The organism is Slackia heliotrinireducens DSM 20476 (assembly GCF_000023885.1).
GTDB lineage: Bacteria > Actinomycetota > Coriobacteriia > Coriobacteriales > Eggerthellaceae > Slackia > Slackia heliotrinireducens.
Genome location: NC_013165.1, coordinates 1,373,217 through 1,390,965, shown reverse-complemented (window position 1 = coordinate 1,390,965; position 17,749 = coordinate 1,373,217). Strand labels below are relative to the sequence as shown.

Annotated in this window: 12 protein-coding genes and 4 tRNA genes; 2 read left to right on the top strand and 14 right to left on the bottom strand. The window is 59.9% G+C overall.

Annotation, left to right across the window (positions count from 1 at the left end; genetic code table 11):
* Positions 1–63: 63 nt before the first annotated feature.
* The 4 genes from SHEL_RS05920 to rbr all read right to left on the bottom strand — a co-directional run bounded on the left by SHEL_RS05920 (position 64) and on the right by rbr (position 8,285).
* Positions 64–846 (bottom strand): response regulator, encoded by a 783-nt coding sequence (locus SHEL_RS05920; protein ID WP_083762250.1) that lies wholly within the window; start codon positions 844–846, stop codon positions 64–66.
* A complete protein-coding gene (locus tag SHEL_RS05915; RefSeq protein ID WP_144298189.1) occupies positions 827–2,350 on the bottom strand; it encodes a sensor histidine kinase in 1,524 nt (507 codons plus the stop codon). Before SHEL_RS05915 ends, SHEL_RS05920 begins: the two co-directional genes overlap by 20 nt.
* 36 nt (positions 2,351–2,386) lie before the next feature.
* Positions 2,387–7,075: a Cna B-type domain-containing protein gene (locus SHEL_RS14285; protein WP_012798335.1), complete on the bottom strand. Its 4,689-nt coding sequence runs from the start codon at positions 7,073–7,075 to the stop codon at positions 2,387–2,389.
* A gap of 544 nt (positions 7,076–7,619) precedes the next feature.
* Positions 7,620–8,285, bottom strand: a complete 666-nt coding sequence (gene rbr / locus SHEL_RS05900) for a rubrerythrin (protein WP_012798333.1) — start codon at positions 8,283–8,285, stop codon at positions 7,620–7,622.
* Positions 8,286–8,897: 612 nt separating this feature from the next.
* Here rbr and SHEL_RS05895 point away from each other — a divergent pair.
* Complete coding sequence (locus tag SHEL_RS05895) at positions 8,898–9,803, top strand: diacylglycerol/lipid kinase family protein (protein ID WP_012798332.1); 906 nt, start codon at positions 8,898–8,900, stop codon at positions 9,801–9,803.
* 455 nt (positions 9,804–10,258) lie between these two features.
* Here the strand turns inward: SHEL_RS05895 and SHEL_RS05890 are convergent, their stop codons facing one another.
* Positions 10,259–11,161, bottom strand: a complete 903-nt coding sequence (locus SHEL_RS05890; RefSeq protein ID WP_012798331.1) for a TerC family protein — start codon at positions 11,159–11,161, stop codon at positions 10,259–10,261.
* Between the two features lie 235 nt (positions 11,162–11,396).
* Here SHEL_RS05890 and SHEL_RS05885 point away from each other — a divergent pair, with 235 nt between their 5' ends.
* On the top strand, positions 11,397–12,179 hold the full coding sequence (locus SHEL_RS05885) for a hypothetical protein (protein ID WP_012798330.1): 783 nt from the start codon (positions 11,397–11,399) through the stop codon (positions 12,177–12,179).
* 137 nt (positions 12,180–12,316) lie between these two features.
* On the opposite strand, the gene SHEL_RS05880 is transcribed toward SHEL_RS05885, so the two are convergent.
* The 9 genes from SHEL_RS05880 to mihF form a co-directional block, all read right to left on the bottom strand.
* A tRNA-Gly gene (locus SHEL_RS05880) sits at positions 12,317–12,392 on the bottom strand.
* A 4-nt stretch (positions 12,393–12,396) separates the two neighbouring features.
* A tRNA-Cys gene (locus tag SHEL_RS05875) sits at positions 12,397–12,470 on the bottom strand.
* A 123-nt stretch (positions 12,471–12,593) separates the two neighbouring features.
* A complete protein-coding gene (locus SHEL_RS05870) occupies positions 12,594–14,330 on the bottom strand; it encodes an N-acetylmuramoyl-L-alanine amidase family protein (RefSeq protein WP_012798329.1) in 1,737 nt (578 codons plus the stop codon).
* A 327-nt stretch (positions 14,331–14,657) separates the two neighbouring features.
* Positions 14,658–14,733: transfer RNA gene (locus SHEL_RS05865), tRNA-Gly, on the bottom strand.
* Between the two features lie 3 nt (positions 14,734–14,736).
* Positions 14,737–14,811 (bottom strand) — tRNA-Val (locus SHEL_RS05860).
* 309 nt (positions 14,812–15,120) lie between these two features.
* A complete protein-coding gene (gene thiI / locus SHEL_RS05855; protein WP_012798328.1) occupies positions 15,121–16,383 on the bottom strand; it encodes a tRNA uracil 4-sulfurtransferase ThiI in 1,263 nt (420 codons plus the stop codon).
* A 108-nt stretch (positions 16,384–16,491) separates the two neighbouring features.
* Positions 16,492–16,752 carry a DNA-directed RNA polymerase subunit omega gene (locus SHEL_RS05850; RefSeq protein WP_012798327.1) on the bottom strand — a complete coding sequence of 87 codons (261 nt, stop codon included), beginning with the start codon at positions 16,750–16,752 and terminating at the stop codon, positions 16,492–16,494.
* Position 16,753: 1 nt separating this feature from the next.
* On the bottom strand, positions 16,754–17,326 hold the full coding sequence (gene gmk / locus SHEL_RS05845; RefSeq protein ID WP_012798326.1) for a guanylate kinase: 573 nt from the start codon (positions 17,324–17,326) through the stop codon (positions 16,754–16,756).
* Between the two features lie 16 nt (positions 17,327–17,342).
* On the bottom strand, positions 17,343–17,651 hold the full coding sequence (gene mihF, locus SHEL_RS05840; protein ID WP_012798325.1) for an integration host factor, actinobacterial type: 309 nt from the start codon (positions 17,649–17,651) through the stop codon (positions 17,343–17,345).
* Positions 17,652–17,749 lie beyond the last annotated feature (98 nt).

The following is a 17,749-nucleotide window of genomic DNA, read 5'->3' as shown; positions in this document are numbered from 1 at the left end:
CAAAACAAGCCCCTACGCAGGCGTTTTCCGCGTAGGGGCTTGCAACTGGCGTTACATGGCGCGCTAGAACGTCATGACCTCGCCGATGAGATATTCGCTCCAGGTGTATTCGGGCAGAAACTCGCCTTCGAACTTGCTTCTGGAGTCGGCCGTCTTGTCCTTCCAATCGTAGAAGTCGCAGTCGAAAAGCGACGTGTCCACCGTCTGGCCGCGGCGCGTGGACACCAGAAGTCCGCTGAGTCCGGCCTGGTCAAGCGCCACCCTGAGCCGTTTCAGGGCGTTGTAGTACACGCTCATCGAGGCGTTGTCGCAAGGGCGGCCTTCCCAAATGGTGGTGTAGATCTCCTCGTTGCTGATTTCCTTCCCGCGACGCGTCACGATCAGGGCCAGAATTTCCTTCGCCTTGCCGGTAAGCGGAACAGGCTGGCCGTTCTTCTTCACCAAAAAGCGGCCGAACATCTGGATGCGCACGTCCTTGTCCTGCTTCATCGCGAGCAGGCGCAGCTTCTCCATAGCCGTCTTCAGGACCTGCTCGGTATAAGGCTTCACGATGAAGTAATCGGCGCCGATCCGGTTGGATTCGTGAATGTAGGACTCGTAGGCGGTCACCGGCACGATAAGCATGTCGTGCCGTATGGCGCGCAGCCTGCGTGCCAGTTCGATTCCGTCCATCTCGGGCATCTCGATATCCAGAAACGCGACGTCGACGTCGTTCTCCTCCGCGAAATCCAGCGCGTCGAAGGGGTCGTCGAACGAGCCGATCACCTTCAAGTCGTCGATTCCCTCAGCCAGACGCATGAAGCGCCTTAACATAAGCCGCTCGTCATCAACCAAAATAGCTCTCAAAACCCGCTCCTTCCTTGGGGATTCTCACCGTAGCCAAAGTCCCTTTGTCAGGAACGCTTGCAACTTCAAGCTGAGCACCCATTATCTTTTCCAACCTGAAACGTATATTCTTAATGCCGGTGGAATCCGAACCGCCGTACATGACCGCGCGTTCGTACCCGTCCACATCGAATCCGATGCCGTCGTCCTCCACCTCTACCACCCAGAACCCACCTTCCGATCTGGTACGCAGCGTGACGGTGCCGCCCTGCTTGCCTCGGCGGTAGACGCCGTGCCTGATAGCGTTCTCAACCAGCGGTTGCACGCTCAGCGGCAGTATGGAGAAAGCCGTTTCTTCCAACTCGTAGTTCATCTTCAGCCGATCGCCGAGCCGCATCGCCTCGATGTGGGTGTACGCGCGGACGTACTCCAGTTCCGTTTCGAAGGGAATGGGCTCGTCGTTGTCCATGGCGCGTATGCAGCTGCGCAGATGCACCGTGAAATCGTCCAGCAGGCTTGCGGCCCGGGAAGGGTCTTCCACCATCACCTCTTGGATCGAGCCCAGCGCGTTGTACAGGAAATGAGGCTTCATCTGGCTTGCCGAGTTGCGGATGCGGCTCATTCGCAGGGCCGTGCGCATCTCGTCCATCTTCTCTTCCGTACGCTGCTGCTCGGTCCGGTCGTACATCACGCACAGCAGGCGGATGTCGTCGGTGGCCTTCTCGCGATACAGGTAGTACAAAGCGCGGCACGGGACCGGGTCCTTCCCCTCTGCCGCGATGGAGAACGAGACCGCCGCCCTGCGGCACCCGCGGTTGTAGCAGTCCAGAAGGTATTCCCGGCTGCTGATCCGCTTGTACGCATCCACGTTCCCGCACACCAGGTGTTCGGAAACCCAGTTCTGGAACTTGGTGTAGCAGGTGATCTTCTCCATGTCGGGCACCTGCTCCAGAACCCCTTTCCCGTAGGCGTCCTTGTTGCTCGAATGCGCGGCAAGCAGGTCCTTGGTCAGGTTCGCGTCGATGTACGCGGCGGCGGTGCCCAGAATGGCGCCGAGGTAGTTTTCGGACCTCTGGCGTTCCGAATACAGCTCCTCATCACGCCGAAGCATCTGGCGCATGACGTCGTCGATGTCCCGCACGCCCATAAGTAGGTGCTGCCGTCCGTCGGTCTCGACCAGCACCGCACGCAGCTGATGATAGACTAGCCTGTCATTCTTCCTGATGCGGTAGACCAACGTGTGCTTCTTGCCGTCCGCGACGCTGGGCAACAGCGTCTCTCTCGAGAGCATGTACACCACGTAGCTGAAGTCGTCCGGGGCCACAACCCTTTTGACTCCTTCGGGCAGCGCCTTGAAGAAGTCCGGGCCGCTTTTGGCAAGGTTCAGGCCCCGGTACGAATCGCTCATGTAGTACATGTCGTACGCGCCCGTCTCCGGGTCTATGTCGTAGATGGCTTCGTACACTTCCGCCATTGCATTCGCGAGCACTTCATATGGAATAGGCTCCGTGTTTCCTTGAGCCAACAGTACACCTCCGATACGTGCACGGCGCAAACCGGATTACGCCTTCTTCTTGCGCTTGGCCCTCAAAGCGATAATCAGGGCCGCAATAGCCGCAACCGCCAGCCCGCCAGCCAGCAAGATGACAGGCAACGTCCCGTCTCCGGTCTTGGGAACCGAAGGCTTGGACTTCGGTGCGGGATTCGCAGGCTTGGGCTTGGACTTGGATTTGGTCACGCTGTCCTTAGGCGTGTCGTCCTTCGGGTCGTGGGAATTGGTTACCACAAAGCCTGTTTCGGCATCGCCGGTAATCGACGCCGTGTAACCCGGGACGGACTCCTCTTCAACGGTGTAGCTGATCTTGGCGCCGGACTTCATTTCGTCCAGGTTCTCGAAGCTTCCCGTCCAGCCGTTTTCGGCGCTCAGCACAAGGGTTTGTCCGGTGTCCGCACCGTCCGCAAACAGGCGAATGGTAACGCTATCAGGACGAATGCCATCCTTGTCGGACTTGTCGTCCCAAGCCTTGGTTACGGTAAGGCTCGTCTTCCCAGGTTCATGGGTATTCACAATATCGAATCCGTCATAACTTGTCGAATACCCCGGCACCGTATCCTCAGTAACGGCATATATGATCTCGTGGCCGTCTTCGGCGTCGTACACGCGCAGGTTCGGGAACGACCATGCCCAGTCGTCATCGGCCGTCACGGTTAAAACCTGCGCCTCAACACCGTCGGCCAACAGGCGCACGGTTATGCTGTCGGGGCGCACGCCGTCCTGGTTGTCTGCATCGTCCCAGGTCTTCGTTCCGTTAATTTCCGTCACGGCGTCGTTGGTGTTCGTCACCACGAATCCGGTTTCCGCATCGCCCGAAATTTCGGACGAGTAGCCCTCCAAGGAGTCTTCTTCCACCGTGTACACAATCTCATGGCCATCGGAAGCGTCGTATTTGGGAAGGCCTTCGAACGTGTGGCTCCAGCCGCCTGCCTCATCCAGCACCACGGAATCCGCAATGGTCCCGTCCGCCAGCAGGTTCATGGTGACGGATTCGGCCGCAGGACCGACCCATTCCTTCTGCACGGGCACGTTCACCGTATCCGCGTTCAGGTTGGTCACAGTAAAGCCCTCGGTCGCGTTACCTTCGATGGAAATCAGGCGGAATGCGTCGCCGGGCTCCTCTTCCACCGTGTATGCGATCTCGATGCCGTCGCGGTCGTATGCGTCCAGACCTTCGAAAACATAGGTCCAATCATTGGCGTCATCCAGCGTTGCGCTGTCGACGATTTCACCGTTGGCCAGCAGGTTCACACGCGCGCTGGAAACAGCAGGGCCCTTCCATTCTTTGGTGACCGCGACCTGGGTCTTGATGCGCTCGTTGTTCACGTTCAGCGTGTCGCCCACGATGTCGAAATCCATCTGGCTTGTCGGGGTTTCGGTAAGCACGAAGTACACCGGTTCGGCGTTGATTTCGTAACCGGCCGGCGCCGCCGTTTCTACCAGGCAATACGTCCTGTCGGTCCACAGCGTCCAACCAAGGCTCTGCTGGTTGCCGGCAATCAGGACCTGGCCCGCGCCATCCGTGGTGAACGAGACCGCGTTGCCGTTGCTGTCCGTCACCGGCACGCGCACGTCGCCCCGCATGTAATAGAGCTCGAACGTGGCGCCTGCAAGGGTCGCCGTCTGGTCTTCAGCATCGCGTTTGACCAGCGTGATGCTCGGGTTGCTTGCCGTGCCGCCGCCCGAATGGGATACGGTCGTGGTCTCTTCGACCGTCTTCTCGTATTTGCCGAACTTGATCGTGTTCGAATACGACACGTTACCAGCACCCAGCACCCTGGCCTGATAGGTAATCTCGTAGGCCGTGTTGTCGGGAACGTTCGTAAAGGTCAACGTGTTCGTGGCGCTGTCGTGCTGCACGCCGATCGAGTCGTTCGCAGGGGTAATGGTCAGCGAATCCGGCAGGAACCGCAGGTTGGGCGACAGCTCGTCCAGAATGGTCAGCGTTTCGGACGTCGGGTCCAGATCCTCGGCGTACTGGTTGATCAGCACCTTGAATTCGGCCACGTATCCGTTGTCGGAAGAAGGCCTTTGCGTGAGCTCCTTATCCACATAGGGGAAATAGGTGTAGTTGACCGATTCGTCCGAGGTCAGGTCGTTCCAGGTAGCGGTGTTGTCAAGATACACGCCGCCCTGGGCAGACGCTGCCGCCTCGTTCAACGCGGCAAGCGCGGCTTCATCCTTCACCATCAAGGTGTATTCGATCTCATAGTAGGGGTAGAAATTCCCGTTGGCCTGCTTGGGGAACGACGCCACGTTGATCTGCATGCCCTCGGCGTTCGGCGTTGCCGTTGCCGATCCGCCCGTGACCAGGTTGGTCGCGCCGGAGCTCATGCCGCCGCGCACCACGATGCCGGACGCTTCGTCGTACTTGAGATACGTGGTGTCGAAGCTGTCCTGGATCGCGGCGCCGTCTTCGTAGACGCCCAGCAGCTGCAGCTTATAGGTGAACGCAGGGTAGGTCACGCCGTCCACCTGCGACTCCGTGCGCTCGAGGAAGCCCTTCTCGAAGTCCGGCTTCAAGGGGACCACGGAGGCCTGCGCGTTATCCGTGCGGTACGAGCCCGACCTGGCGTTCGCCACGTTGGTGTGGGTCCGAAGCGTGCTGCTGTTGTAGCCGTCCGCCGTGGCAAGCGACAGCCAATCCTGGTTCACGGCGGTCTTGAAGCGCACCACGATGTCGCGCGGTTCGCCGTTGGCCGTCGGCCGCGCGCCCGGCTGGGTCTGCGCTTCGTCCTGGTAGATGGTCAGGGTGTAGCTCTTCTTTTCCGTACCCACGTACAGCGACCAGGACTCGCCTTCCAGCAGGCCTTCGACGGTCATCGAATCCTCGATGTATGTGTCCACGTACTCCTGGCCTTCGTAGGTAAGCCTAGGCAGGTCGTCGACCACCCGCAGGTCAGGCAGGCCGGAGCCTGGCACCGTAACGGTGATCTTCCAGTCGGTCTGTTCGGCGGTCGTTCCTTCGGCGGTCTTGTCGATGTCGAAGGTACCTTCGCCGATGCCTTCCATGGTGACGCTGGCTTCGTCGTATGCGCTGTAAACCTGGGCGCCGTTGCGCAGGGTAAGGTCGCCCAGCGCGCCCTCGGTGTTGATGATCGTCTTGCACGTGATGACGTAGGACGCCTTGCCGTCGGATGCGGGCGTCAGGTATCCCCAACCATAGGTGCCGTATTCGCTGGTGTACAACCTCAAGTCATCCCAGGTCACGTTCCTGGTTTCGGTGGTTCCGTTCTCCATGGTCACGGCCACGCTGATGCCGTCGCCCGTGAACTGCATGAACGGGCGGCTGTTCTGGACGATCCAGTCCGAAATGTACGTTCCACCCATCGGCATCTTGTGATCGCCGTTCACCGTGATGGTCCAGGTCTGCTCGTAAAGCCCTTCCCCGATCTGGACCGGTTTCCCGGCCGGCTCCTTGTCGATACGGTTGAACTTGACCTGTCCGGAGAAATCAGCGCTGTCGGACTTGGGGTCGGGAATCTGGTCGGTATCCACAGTGGCCGTGTTGTTCGTCTGGGCAACGGTGCCGTTGGCGGTGATCTTCGTGTTGTCGACCGCGGCAGTATAGGTGAGCGTCAGCTCCTCGCCGTCGACCATGCTGGGGATTTCGACGCGGAACCCGTTAGGCACCGAGCCGTAGTCCGGGGTAACCGACAGTGCGCCCGCGACGCTCGACACCACGGAGACGTCCTGGTTGAAGACGAGCGCCGTGCCTGTCAGCCTGTCTTCGATGACCACGTTCTCATTCGTGCCCGTGGATGCGATGCGCAGCGTGTAGCGCGCGGTGTCCGAGTCGGCATCGTACACGACGCTCTTGTCGATGGTGACGTCGGCAGTGGTGTCGAACACGAAGTCCTTGATGATGGACGGTGCGAATTCAAGCTGCCCTTCCACCTGCTCGAAGGTGGAAGCGACGTTGATGTCGAATTTAACGTTCGACGTGGCGGAAAGCTTGTCGAAGTTCGGGTCGCTCTGGTTGAACCGCACGCGGAGCTGCCCGTCGACGATTTCGAAGGTGTTCCCTTCAACGGTGGCGGTGCCGGTGCTGTCGGTCACTGCGATGGAGAAGGTGGTGGCAGCCGCGTCGGCAACAGCCATGCCCGCGGGAAAGTCGTATGTCAGCACGGCATCGTCGTCGAACTGAAGGTCCTCGTTCTCGGCGAAGCGCATCTCTATTTCGTAGGTGCTGTTAGGCTTGATGATATATGCGCCATTATCATCCGTGGGCGCATCGATTGTAACGTTGACCAGGAAGTTTTCCAGATCGGTGCTCGTCTGGGATCGCACGTCACCCGCGTTGGCCCTGGTAGCCTCGGCCTCCGTTTCAGGCTCGGCCAAGGGTTGGACCTCTTGGTCAGGCTGAGGCTCGACCGCTTCGGCTGCGGCTGTGTCCGTTGCCTCTTGTGCCCGCGGAGCCTGGACGGTTTCGAAACCTTCTGTTTGGGCAGAGGGCTCTTGCTCGGTGGCAGGATCCTCCCCGACTGCGGGATCGGATGCTTCTACCTGGGGTTCTTCGGCGGATTCGGCCTCGCCATCGGCAAGGGCCGCCACAGTTTGCTCCTCAGCGGCGCCAACCGCGTCCACATCGCCGTCTTCTGCAAAGGCAATGCCTGTTGCTCCGAAGCAATTCAGAACCAGCAGAAAACTCATGAGTATCGAAACGATGTTGAGCGTTCTTTTGCTAACGTCCATGGCTCCTCCGTCAGGGTCTTCGATTTCTTCCGTTCCGTTTCACTCCAGAATGGATTGCGAAAGACCCGTTAACCCGCGGAGTCACCATCGACACATCCATCCCAGACAATCACGTGGAAAATAACAGACCGCCACAAACCCATAACCAATATGGACGTGTGTAAAGTGTGATGTTGAAGCGACGCCATGCCGCCCACCTGCCCCGTTTCCAACACCCCACTGCACTTCTTTTGGCGCCGAGCGACCTCCAACCAACACCGTCCCATCACCCGATCCCGCCTGCGGGCCCCGCGCCCGCGACCCAACCTGCGGCCCCCGCTCGGCTCAACCCGCGGGGCCCCGCCGCCCCGCGACCCAACCAACACCGCCCACGCTTCCAGCAGCCCCAGCTTCCCAACCTGCGGCCCCCCGCTCGGCTCAACCCGCGGTGCCCCGCCGCCCCGCGACCCAACCAACACCGCCCACGCTTCCCGCAGCCCCCGCTCCCCAACGAAAAAAGGCTCCCCGCAGGGAGCCTTCCGTTCAGCACTGTGTGCCGCTCGCCTTAGTAGTTCTCGGCATGGACCTCGAAGAAGCTCTTGGAGTATCCGCAGGCCGCGCACACCTCGGGGGCCTTGGTGCCCACGACGATGTGACCGCAGTTGCGGCATTCCCACACCTTGACCTCGGACTTCGAGAACACCTGGGCGGTCTCGACGTTCTTCAGCAGTGCGCGGTAACGCTCCTCATGATGCTTCTCGATGGCGGCGACCAGACGGAACTTGGCAGCCAACTCGGGGAAGCCCTCTTCCTCGGCGGTCTTCGCGAAGCCGTCGTACATGTCGGTCCACTCGTAGTTCTCGCCGTCAGCGGCGGCCTTCAGGTTGGCGGCCGTGTCACCGATGCCGCCCAGCTCGGTGAACCACATCTGCGCATGGGCGCGCTCGTTGTCGGCGGTCTTCAGGAACATGGCAGCGATCTGCTCGTAGCCTTCGCCCTGCGCCACGGATGCGAAGTAGGTGTACTTGTTGCGAGCCTGGGATTCGCCGGCGAAGGCGGTCTGCAGGTTCTTCTCGGTCTGGGTGCCGGCATACTTGTTGGTGGCTTCAGCCGGGGCATCCTCGATCAGCTCAAGATTGTCGCCGGTCGCGCCGCACAGCGGGCACACCGGGGTTTCGCCGTCGGCGACTTCGAAAATCTTTCCGCAGATCTTGCACTTGTATTTGGCCATTGTTAATCCCCCTATTCGGATTGGTCGGCACGAATTCGTTCATTCTTTCCTATGCTTCACCGGCAAGACGCACCGGTGCAGAAGGCAACGTTGCGGCCGATGGCGGTTTCGCCACCGCCCAGTCGGGGGTTTTCGCATCCGCTGCCCGCGCGTTGCACGTCGGACCGCCGACACGTTTTAATCGGAGCACGCATGCTGTTTCATCAACTTCGCAAATTTCTTGCGGAAACGCCATACGGCCCGCTTGAACCCCCTTCCGCCGTTCGAGCGTTGTTGTCTTAGGCGGCTTTTGATAGCTGTATCCTGCCATATTTGCACCCAAAAGGCTAGTCTAACTTATCGCGGTTTGTTATAAATTCGCAACCGTCCTAAAGCGCCTTGCCCGCCGTGCATCATCCCAAACGGCCGTCCTGGCCGCAGTTGATCCCGCCGCCTCACCAATCCCTCGCCTGCTGCGTCGCCGCATGCCCGTCGCGACGCCAGACTATCGCCCGCTGCTCCACAACGCCCTCATGCCCCGCGCCGCATCCGTTCGTTACGCATTCGTTCATTGCACCCGAGGCGCCTGCAGGCCTACCATGGACATGTATCGCAAAAAGGGCAGGAGCGGACATGAGGATCCTCGTCATCAACAATATTTCTTCGGGCCACAACGAAGGCACCATTTACGACTTCGTGCGGGCGTTCAACCGCGACGGCGACGAGGTGGTCATGCGCACCACCGACGGCCACACGCGCATCGAGCACATGTTGGACGACGCCGAGTCGTTCGACCTGGTGGTCGCATCCGGCGGCGACGGTACCGTCACCACGGTGCTCCATCGGCTCCGCAACACCGACACGCCCGTCCTGCCCTTCCCCGCCGGGACCGCCAACCTGCTCACGCTCAACCTGGAGCAGCCCACCGAGACCCATGCCCTGGCGCAACTGGCCCGAAACGGGCAGACGCTGGACTTCGACCTGGCCGAGCTCGAGACCTCGGCAGGCACCTTCGGCTTCTCCATCATGTCGGGCATCGGATACGACGCTTCCATCATGCAGATGGCCGAGGCCGGCAAGGAGGTCTTCGGCGAGCTGGCATACTTCCTGGCCGCGGGCGCAAACCTCGAGCCGCAGCACGCCGACATCAAGCTGGACATCGACGGCAAGGTCATCAACACTGACGGCATCGGCGTGATCTTCGTCAACTTCTCGAAAATCCAGTTCGACCTTTCGCTCACCCACAACAACCAGCCCCGCGACGGCAAGCTCGATGTCGTCGTCCTCAAGGCGAAATACGCCGTGGAGCTGCTGCCGGTCGTATTCGCTGCCATGCGCGACCGCGATGGCAGTTACCCTGGCCGCACCGACGCCATGGAAATCTACTCGGGACGCCAGATCAAGGTGGTCACCGACCCACCGCTGAGCTTGGAATACGACGGCGAACCGTTGGACGTAACCTCGCCGGTGACCGCGCGCATCCTGCCCGGAGCCGCCTGCATCGTAGTCGACGACGACACCCGCGCCCTGTTCTCGTAGCCAGCAGGCGATTTCCCGTTTCAAACGGTCGTTCCGCGGCTTCGTGCAACGAGAAATCATTTTCGTGTGCACTTAAGGGGATAATCGGTAACTACAGCGCCTTCGAGAAAACAATGTCGTACTCATTACGCCACACTTTATATCGTTATGTGGCTTATCTTTGGCCCCAAACCAGCATACACTCCTCCGACATGCCTCATCGGACCCTCTGATTTACCGATTATCCCGTTAAGTGCACAGAATTTCGGAATCTCGTTGCACGACGGGCGGTCGAGCACGATTTACGGCACAACCAGCCCCCAATCGTGCTTCAATTAAGGCCCAACTCACGATGGGGCCCCGACTACGCTCCAACCGCAGGTCGCAGCTCGCCACCTCGCTGCAAAAAAAGGCGGCGCAGGCCGAAACCTGACGCCGCCTTCGAATGACGCGTTGCACGCCGAGCCGAAAAGCCTTTACTGGGTTCCTCCCGAAACCGCAGCCTGCTCCGGCTTCACGTCCTTGATGTGAAGCTGGCCGCCGTCCTCGTCCGAATCGTCGTCGGCGGGAACGTACATCAACTCGGGGTGCTCTTCCTTCAGGTAGCCCACGGCCTTGCGGCGGTAGCTGATGCCCAGCATGGTGGTAAAGATCGAGAACACCATGGCGAAGTAGACCATCAGCTTCTCCATGTGCATGTCCAGCACCTCGATGCCGGAGTTGATGCCCAGGCCGTCCAGAGTCAGCAGGATGCCGATCATGACGATGAAGCTCAGGGCCAACAGCTTAATGGCCGGGTTGCTGTTGATGAATTTCGAGATAGTGTCGATGAAGACCATCATGAGGATGATGGCCAACATGACCGCAAGAATCATGATGATGAGGTGATTCGCCATGCCAACCGCGGTGATGACCGAATCGATGGAGAACACGATATCCATGACCATGATGGTGGCGATGGCCTGCGGCAGGCTGATCTTGCGGGTGAGGTTGTCGGGGTCGGCCACCTCTCCAGGCACCAGGTCGTTCAGCGTGAACATCGAGCGCATTTCGGAAACGCCCTTATAAATGAGGTACACGCCGCCAGCGAACAGCACCAGGTCGCGGATGCTGAACCCGTGCGCATAGAACCCAAGGTCGATCGAGAACAACGGGTCGACCAGATGCACCAAAAACGACGCGAAGCACAAAAACAGCGAGCGCATGATGAACGCGCCGGCAAGGCCGAGCTTACGGCCGATGTGCTGCTTGTTAACGGGCAGGCGGTCGGTGGTGATGACGATGAATACGATGTTGTCGACGCCCAAGATAATCTCCAGGAAGATGAGCGTCACGAGGCTGATCCAAGCCTCCGGGGTGGTGAAGATTGATAAATCCATTAGGCACCTTTCCTTTCCACGCGCAATCGGCCACGACTGGGACCAGATGCACTTCTACCAATGCACCGCAGGTCTCGTCGTTTAAGACACGCCAGGCTTGCGCCGAGATTGTTGACGTGCCACACCGGGATAGGTGCCAACTACTCCCCCAAGGTTCTGATGATGCTACCACATCATCATGTGCGTTGCGCTTTGTTATAATGAATCGGCTAACTTTCATCACAGAGGAGACGGAATGCCAAATCATACGCAGTTTCACACGCTTGCGCCGGCCGAGGAGGGCCAGACCGTTCGCTATATGGACGGCTCCGCCCTTCTGAAGGACTTCAAGATTCCCATTTATGTGAAGATTTTCGCCTTGATTGTTGCGGTTGTTGCGCTTTTCATGGGCGGCAAGGTGTTCTTGCAGGCGTCCGATTACATCCTGCACCACAGCGAGCACGTGGCGGAAGAAATCCAAGGCAACCTCACCCGCGAGGCGTCGCTCGAGCTTCCCGATGTGGCCGCGTTCACGGCCATGGACGACGAAACCTTCAAAGCGTCGCTTGACGAGGCGGGCATTCCCTACATCGACTACTCGACCGAGCAAGAAGGCCTGAAGATTGTGAAGCTCCCCTCCGACGCGGACGCCGCCGAGGCCAAGGAGATCATGGATTCCGGCATCAACACCATGGACGCCGTGACCGCGTCGTTCTATCTGCCGGGCTACTACCAGCTGACCCGCTCGGTTACCGAAGAAGGCACCGATATCCGCCTGCGGTTCGTGGATTTGAATTCGCAGGACCAGGAATCCGCCGTGGGCTCCACCAAGGATGCCCTGGGCTGGACCGACAACGAGAACGTGACCGTTGATGAAGAAGGCGTCGACAGCGTAGGCAACAACTACCAGACCGGCACCCTGTACACCGACGCCGGCACGTTCACCTGGACCATCAGCTCCTGTCCCATGTCGTCGATCTACGACATCTCCGGCATGCCCGAGAACGCCTCCTACGTCGGCCTGCACATTACCGACTAGAACCCTCCCCAAACCCTCTGAGCCGCTCTACGAGCGGCTCTTTTTGTTTTGCTGGGGTCATTTTTCGTGCATAGCGGGTTTGGGCTTGCAGCATCAACAGCGAGGGCCGCCCGAAGGCGGCCCTCACGTAACGTTAATGGAGCGGACAACGGGGTTCGAACCCGCGACCCCCACCTTGGCAAGGTGGTGCTCTACCAGCTGAGCCATGTCCGCATGCTGGAGGCGAGAACCGGATTCGAACCGGTGATGAGGGCTTTGCAGGCCCCTGCCTTACCACTTGGCCATCTCGCCAGCGCGAGGAAGTATATTACAGAACCGAACGCGTCGATGCAAGCCCTCCCCTGAAAATTCAAGAATCAGTTTCCCATCGACACATAACGCCTTGGGCCAAAGCCAACGGCCAAGCCATCGTCGCTATACCATGTAACCTGCGGAGTTGAAGGTGTAGTTCTTGTCGTTGATCTTCAGCGTCTGGTTCTTCGCGTACCAGCCGCTGGTGTCGCCGAACCACCACCCCTTCGAGCTCTGCTTCCACGAGCCCTTGTACGGGTAGGTCCAGGCGCCGCTGCCACTCAGCCACCAGCCGCCGTACCACTCGCCCGCCGCCATGGCGCCCGAGGGCTTGAAGCAGTACTGCTTGCCGCCGATGGTCTTCCAGCCCGTCACCATCTTGCCGTCGGTGCCGAGGTAGTACCACTTGCCGCCCACCTTCTGCCATCCCTTCAGCATGGCGCCTTGCGGGTCGCCCGCCGAGGTTTTCGCAGGGGCCAGGTAGTAGTAGGTGCCGCCGTCCTTCAGCCAGCCGGTCCTCATGGCGCCCGAAGACTTGTCGAAGAAGTACCAGCGCCCGCCTATCGCCTTCCAGCCCTTGGCCTTGGTGCCCTTGGCGTCGGTCATGTAGTACCACGAGCCGTCCACCTTGTTCCAGCCCTGCTTGTAGGACAGCACCACGGTGAGCTCGCTGTGGAAGTAGCCCTCGGGGTTGAGGCTTGCCGCTAGGTACCTGCGCTCGGGCGTGAGCTTGTACGTCACCGAACCCTCTAAGCTGCAGGCGGGAGCCTTCTTGAACGTCACGTAGCGCGCGTCCTTCCACGACTCCGTCACGTCGACATTGCCGTCTTTGTCCAGGTCGTAGCCATCGTCATCGTCGCCGGTGTCGGACGGCCTCCAATCGATAAGCTCGTCGCCATTCAAGTCGGTCCAGCTCAAGGAGTAAAACGTACTGTTAGGGGCAGCCTTCTTGGCGCTGGAGTAATCATATGTAACGCCGCCTGCGGTAAGGTCGATTGTCATCGCACCAAGGTCGCCGTCGACGCAGTCGAAGAGCCGTCCGCTATCGTGCGCGAAGTGGGCCGCTTCGGTGCCAGCGTAGCCGCGGATCACCAAGTCGTGGCCGCAAAGCCAAAACGCTCTGGTCCCAATCGACGTCACAGACTTGGGAACGTCGACCAGCCTGAGGCCCTCGAAGCCGTAGAACGCATAGTCGCCGATGGAGGTGACGCCGTCCTCGATCACGACGGCATCGGTGTCGTGGTACATGCCCATCCAAGGGGTCTCGCCCTCGAATTCGGTCATGTCGCCCACGCCGGAGATCGTGAGCGTCCTGCTCGCCGGGCTAAAGGACCAGCGGAGGTTGCCCCCGTCATCGCCCGACGGGTTCACCGTTATAGGCTCGGAGACGTACGTGCGCGAGTAGCTGTAGTCCTCTATTTCGATCCAGAAGGTCCCGCCCAGTAGAGACTCTGGAATATAGTAATAGGGGCAGAACCCTGCCTCGTACTCTTGGGAATACTCCGGATCCTGCGAGCTCACCGCGCTTCGGTAGCAGAACTGCACATACAAGGCCCTGTGGTCGTAGGCGTCGGCGAGCCCGGAATTGCTGTTGGCGTAGCCCACGTCGTCGAAGTCGATCTCCACGAATGCATCGACGGTGCCGTCGCTGTTCAGACCGGACTTTATGTACTCGTTGATAGTCGGGTCAGTCCTCTGTTCCCACGCTGCATAGGCCTCGCGCGGCTGCGCCGAACAAACCGCGCACGCTATCGCCACCATGCACGCGAGCATCGCGAGCATTGCGCGCCAGGGCGCAGACTTCACCTCCTGACGAGCTAGGGCGTTTTTCCAGGGAGGAATGACGGAGGTGCGTAACATGGCTTCCACGCTCCTTTTAGACTCGCTCATAGTGCTGCCTGCCTACGATTTGAGTCTATCATGCGCCTGCTTCGGCATAGGCTCCGTGCGACCGACACTTCTGCGTGCGGAAGAGAATGAGACACATGTCCCAGCTGGAAGAAAGGCGGAGGAAACGTGTCGGTAGAAAGATGGGGCAAAGGGGAAGATGGGACGGTCCCGGGGTCCATGTGTCCCCGGTGACACAAAAATGCGCCAAAGAGAAACGTCCCTAGTGGCACACCAAAGAGAAACGTCCCTAGTGACACAAAAAGCAAGGGCCGCCCGAAGGCGACCCTTGTGAATTTATGGAGCGGACAACGGGGTTCGAACCCGCGACCCCCACCTTGGCAAGGTGGTGCTCTACCAGCTGAGCCATGTCCGCAAGTGGTGGGCGATACAAGATTTGAACTTGTGACCCCTACCGTGTCAAGGTAGTGCTCTCCCCCTGAGCTAACCGCCCACATGCACTGGTTTCGAACCAGCGAGGAAGTATATTAGCCAAACCTTCCCCATAGCGCAAGCATTATTACGAAATTAGTTTCAAAGTGCCCAATCCATCGCAGTTTCTTCAAAACTCCAACCCGATGGAGCAGAAAAAGGGCCGGACACGTCGGGGGGAGATGACGTTCCGGCCTAAGCGAGATATCAGTGCTCTGCGAGAAGGAAGTTGTTTCGAGCACGGCTTTATTATACTCACTTACGGATAATACACAAGCGAAAATGCCAATTTATTTTCTACAGCGTATAAATTTTTCCTGGGGCGATAACGCTAGTTCAGTTTCGTTACGTTATCATCGACCGCCGCTTTGGCCTCGGCACGCCCGTGATGGTTGCTGTCGTAGGACGACGGGCAGCGGTATTCCCGCAACTCGACCTTGGACATGAGCTCGCTCACCCACTCGTCCACAGGCAGCTCCGCCTCGGCCGCCTCCACATCCGCCAGCTTCGCATGGGTCTCGGGGCTGCGCGGCATGAACAGCGTGCAGCAATCCGGTGCCGGGCTGCTGGAAATGTCGTAGGTGCCGATCTTCTTGGCGTCGGCGATGATCTCGAGCTTGTCGCTGCCGATGAGCGGCCGCAGCACAGGCATCTTCACCACGGCGTTCGTACAGTTGATGTTGTCCAGCGTCTGCGAGGCCACCTGACCCAGACTCTCCCCCGTCACGAGCGCCTTGGCGCCTTCGTCACGGGCGATGCGTTCGGCCACGCGCATCATGAACCGGCGGTAGATGATGATTCGCAGCGCCGGCGGCACCAAAGCCGCAATTTTGCGCTGGTGGTCGCCGAAGGGAACGGTGAAGATGCGCGCGATGCCGCCGAACTCCTCGAACACGTGCGCGATATCGTCCACCAGGTATTCCGATGTGGACTGGGTCTGCGGGCGGCCGGAGAAGTGGACGCCGATGCAGGTGGCGCCGCGACGCGCCATACGCCAGGTAGCAACCGGCGAGTCGATGCCGGAGCTGAGCAGGCACACCACCTTGCCCGCCGTGCCGATGGGCAGGCCCCCGATGCCGGGGATGGTGAGCGCGTACACGTACGCATAGCCCTGCACCACCTCGACGTGCACCTCCACGTCGGCGCCCTTCATCTGGACCTTTTTCTCGGGGAACCGGTCGCACAGGTACGCCCCCACCAAGCGGTTGAGCTCCATGGAGTCGATCGGGAAGTCGGTGTGGTTGCGCCTGGCCACCACTTTCCAGGTATAGAAGCCGTCCACCTCGGACAAGGCCTTGTGGGCTGCGTCGTTGATCTGGTCCATCTCACGCTCGCAGCGGTAGCCGCAGCTGACGCGGGCGACGCCCGGCACCTTGCGCAGGATGTTCACCGCGCGCTGACCCGCCTGAAGGTCGGCCTGGGCGGAAAGCAGCACCAGAACGCGTCCCGAAATGCGGGTCACCTTCTCCACAGGTTCGTGTTCGAGCAGCGCCTCCACATTGCGCATCAAATGGCGCTCGAAGGTGTTGCGGTTGCGGCCCTTCAGGCCGAGTTCGTGGTAATGCACCAAGCAGATGCGCTGGTAAGAGGTCATGTCATGCTCCTATGCTCGTCGGTGCCGCAGGCACTGCTTCGGCCCCGACACAGAGAAGGCCCGCTCAGGCGGGCCTTGCATTCCTGTTATTCAGCAACCGTCGACGGTTTAGTGAACCTTGGCGTCGATGGTGGCAGGGTCGTAGGAAACCTCGCCGCGGGAAACTTCCTCGAAGGCCATGGAAAGGGCCTTCTTGTCGGTTGCCTTGGCGATTTCCACGGCGCTGGAAAGCTGAATGGCACGTTCGCGCTGGCCGCGCATCATGTCGTTGATGTCGTGGGCGCGCTTCGAGGCGATGGCGCACAGCAGGAAGCTGTCGTTATCGGTCTGCGCCAACAGGGAGTCAATGCTGGGCTCGATGATAGTCATGTTACTCGTCCTTCTCTTCGGCCGACTGCTCTATGTATGCTACCAGAGCATCGGCACATTCGTCGAGGTCGTCGTTGATGAAACTGATATCGTACTCGTTTTTGAGCGCAAGCTCGGTTTCCGCGTTCTTCATCCGCAGGGCGATGACGTCCTCCGCTTCGGTTCCGCGGCCGCGCAGGCGGCTTTCCAGCACGTCCATGGACGGCGGCTCGATGAACACCAGCTTTGCGGAAGGCATCTTCTCGCGGACCTGCAGGGCGCCTTGGACGTCGATTTCCAGAATGACCTGGTTGCCAGCCGCAATGTGCTGCTCAACGGTTTCCCGCGGAGTGCCGTAACGGTTGGCGTGGACCTGTGCCCACTCCAGCAGGCGGTCCTGTTCGACCATGGCGTCGAATTCATCGTTGGACACGAAGAAGTAGTGCTGCCCGTCCACTTCCCCCTTGCGCGGTTTGCGCGTGGTGGCAGAAACGGAAAGCCATGCATCGCCTACACGGTGCATGGCCAGATTCACGAGAGTACCTTTACCTGCTCCGGAAGGTCCGGAAATGATGAAAAGGTTCCCTTTGCGCACGAGTTACCTCAACAGACTAGGCAAGACGCTCGAGGAGAGCAGCTTCCTGGCGAGCACCGAGGCCCTTCAGGCGACGGGATTCGGCGATCTTCAGCTCGTCCATGATCTTAGCGGTCTTGGCCTCGCCGTAACCAGGCAGGGTCTCGATGAGGGTGGAGACCTTCATGCGGCCGATGACGGGATCGTCCTTCATGTCCAGGACTTCCTTGAGGCTCAGCTTGCCGGCCTTCAGCTCTTCGCGAATCTCGGCGCGCTTGGTGCGGGCAGCCTTTGCCTTCTCGAGGGCGGCCTTGCGGTCTTCAGCACTCAGTTGAGGAATTGCCATTTTTCACTCCTTTAGATTTAACGCTGCTCGGTTTAGCAGCGAAGGGATACTAACACAACGCAGGCCATTATGGCACAAGCTGCCCGACTTCCCAAACG

Excerpts from the sequence above, each read along its gene's own strand:
- SHEL_RS14285 (WP_012798335.1), bottom strand. The coding sequence starts at position 7,075 with ATGGACGTTAGCAAAAGAACGCTCAACATCGTTTCGATACTCATGAGT.
- rbr (WP_012798333.1), bottom strand. The coding sequence starts at position 8,285 with ATGGCCAAATACAAGTGCAAGATCTGCGGAAAGATTTTCGAAGTCGCC.
- SHEL_RS05895 (WP_012798332.1), top strand. The coding sequence starts at position 8,898 with ATGAGGATCCTCGTCATCAACAATATTTCTTCGGGCCACAACGAAGGC.
- SHEL_RS05890 (WP_012798331.1), bottom strand. The coding sequence starts at position 11,161 with ATGGATTTATCAATCTTCACCACCCCGGAGGCTTGGATCAGCCTCGTG.
- SHEL_RS05885 (WP_012798330.1), top strand. The coding sequence starts at position 11,397 with ATGCCAAATCATACGCAGTTTCACACGCTTGCGCCGGCCGAGGAGGGC.
- SHEL_RS05870 (WP_012798329.1), bottom strand. The coding sequence starts at position 14,330 with ATGTTACGCACCTCCGTCATTCCTCCCTGGAAAAACGCCCTAGCTCGT.
- thiI (WP_012798328.1), bottom strand. The coding sequence starts at position 16,383 with ATGACCTCTTACCAGCGCATCTGCTTGGTGCATTACCACGAACTCGGC.
- SHEL_RS05850 (WP_012798327.1), bottom strand. The coding sequence starts at position 16,752 with ATGACTATCATCGAGCCCAGCATTGACTCCCTGTTGGCGCAGACCGAT.
- mihF (WP_012798325.1), bottom strand. The coding sequence starts at position 17,651 with ATGGCAATTCCTCAACTGAGTGCTGAAGACCGCAAGGCCGCCCTCGAG.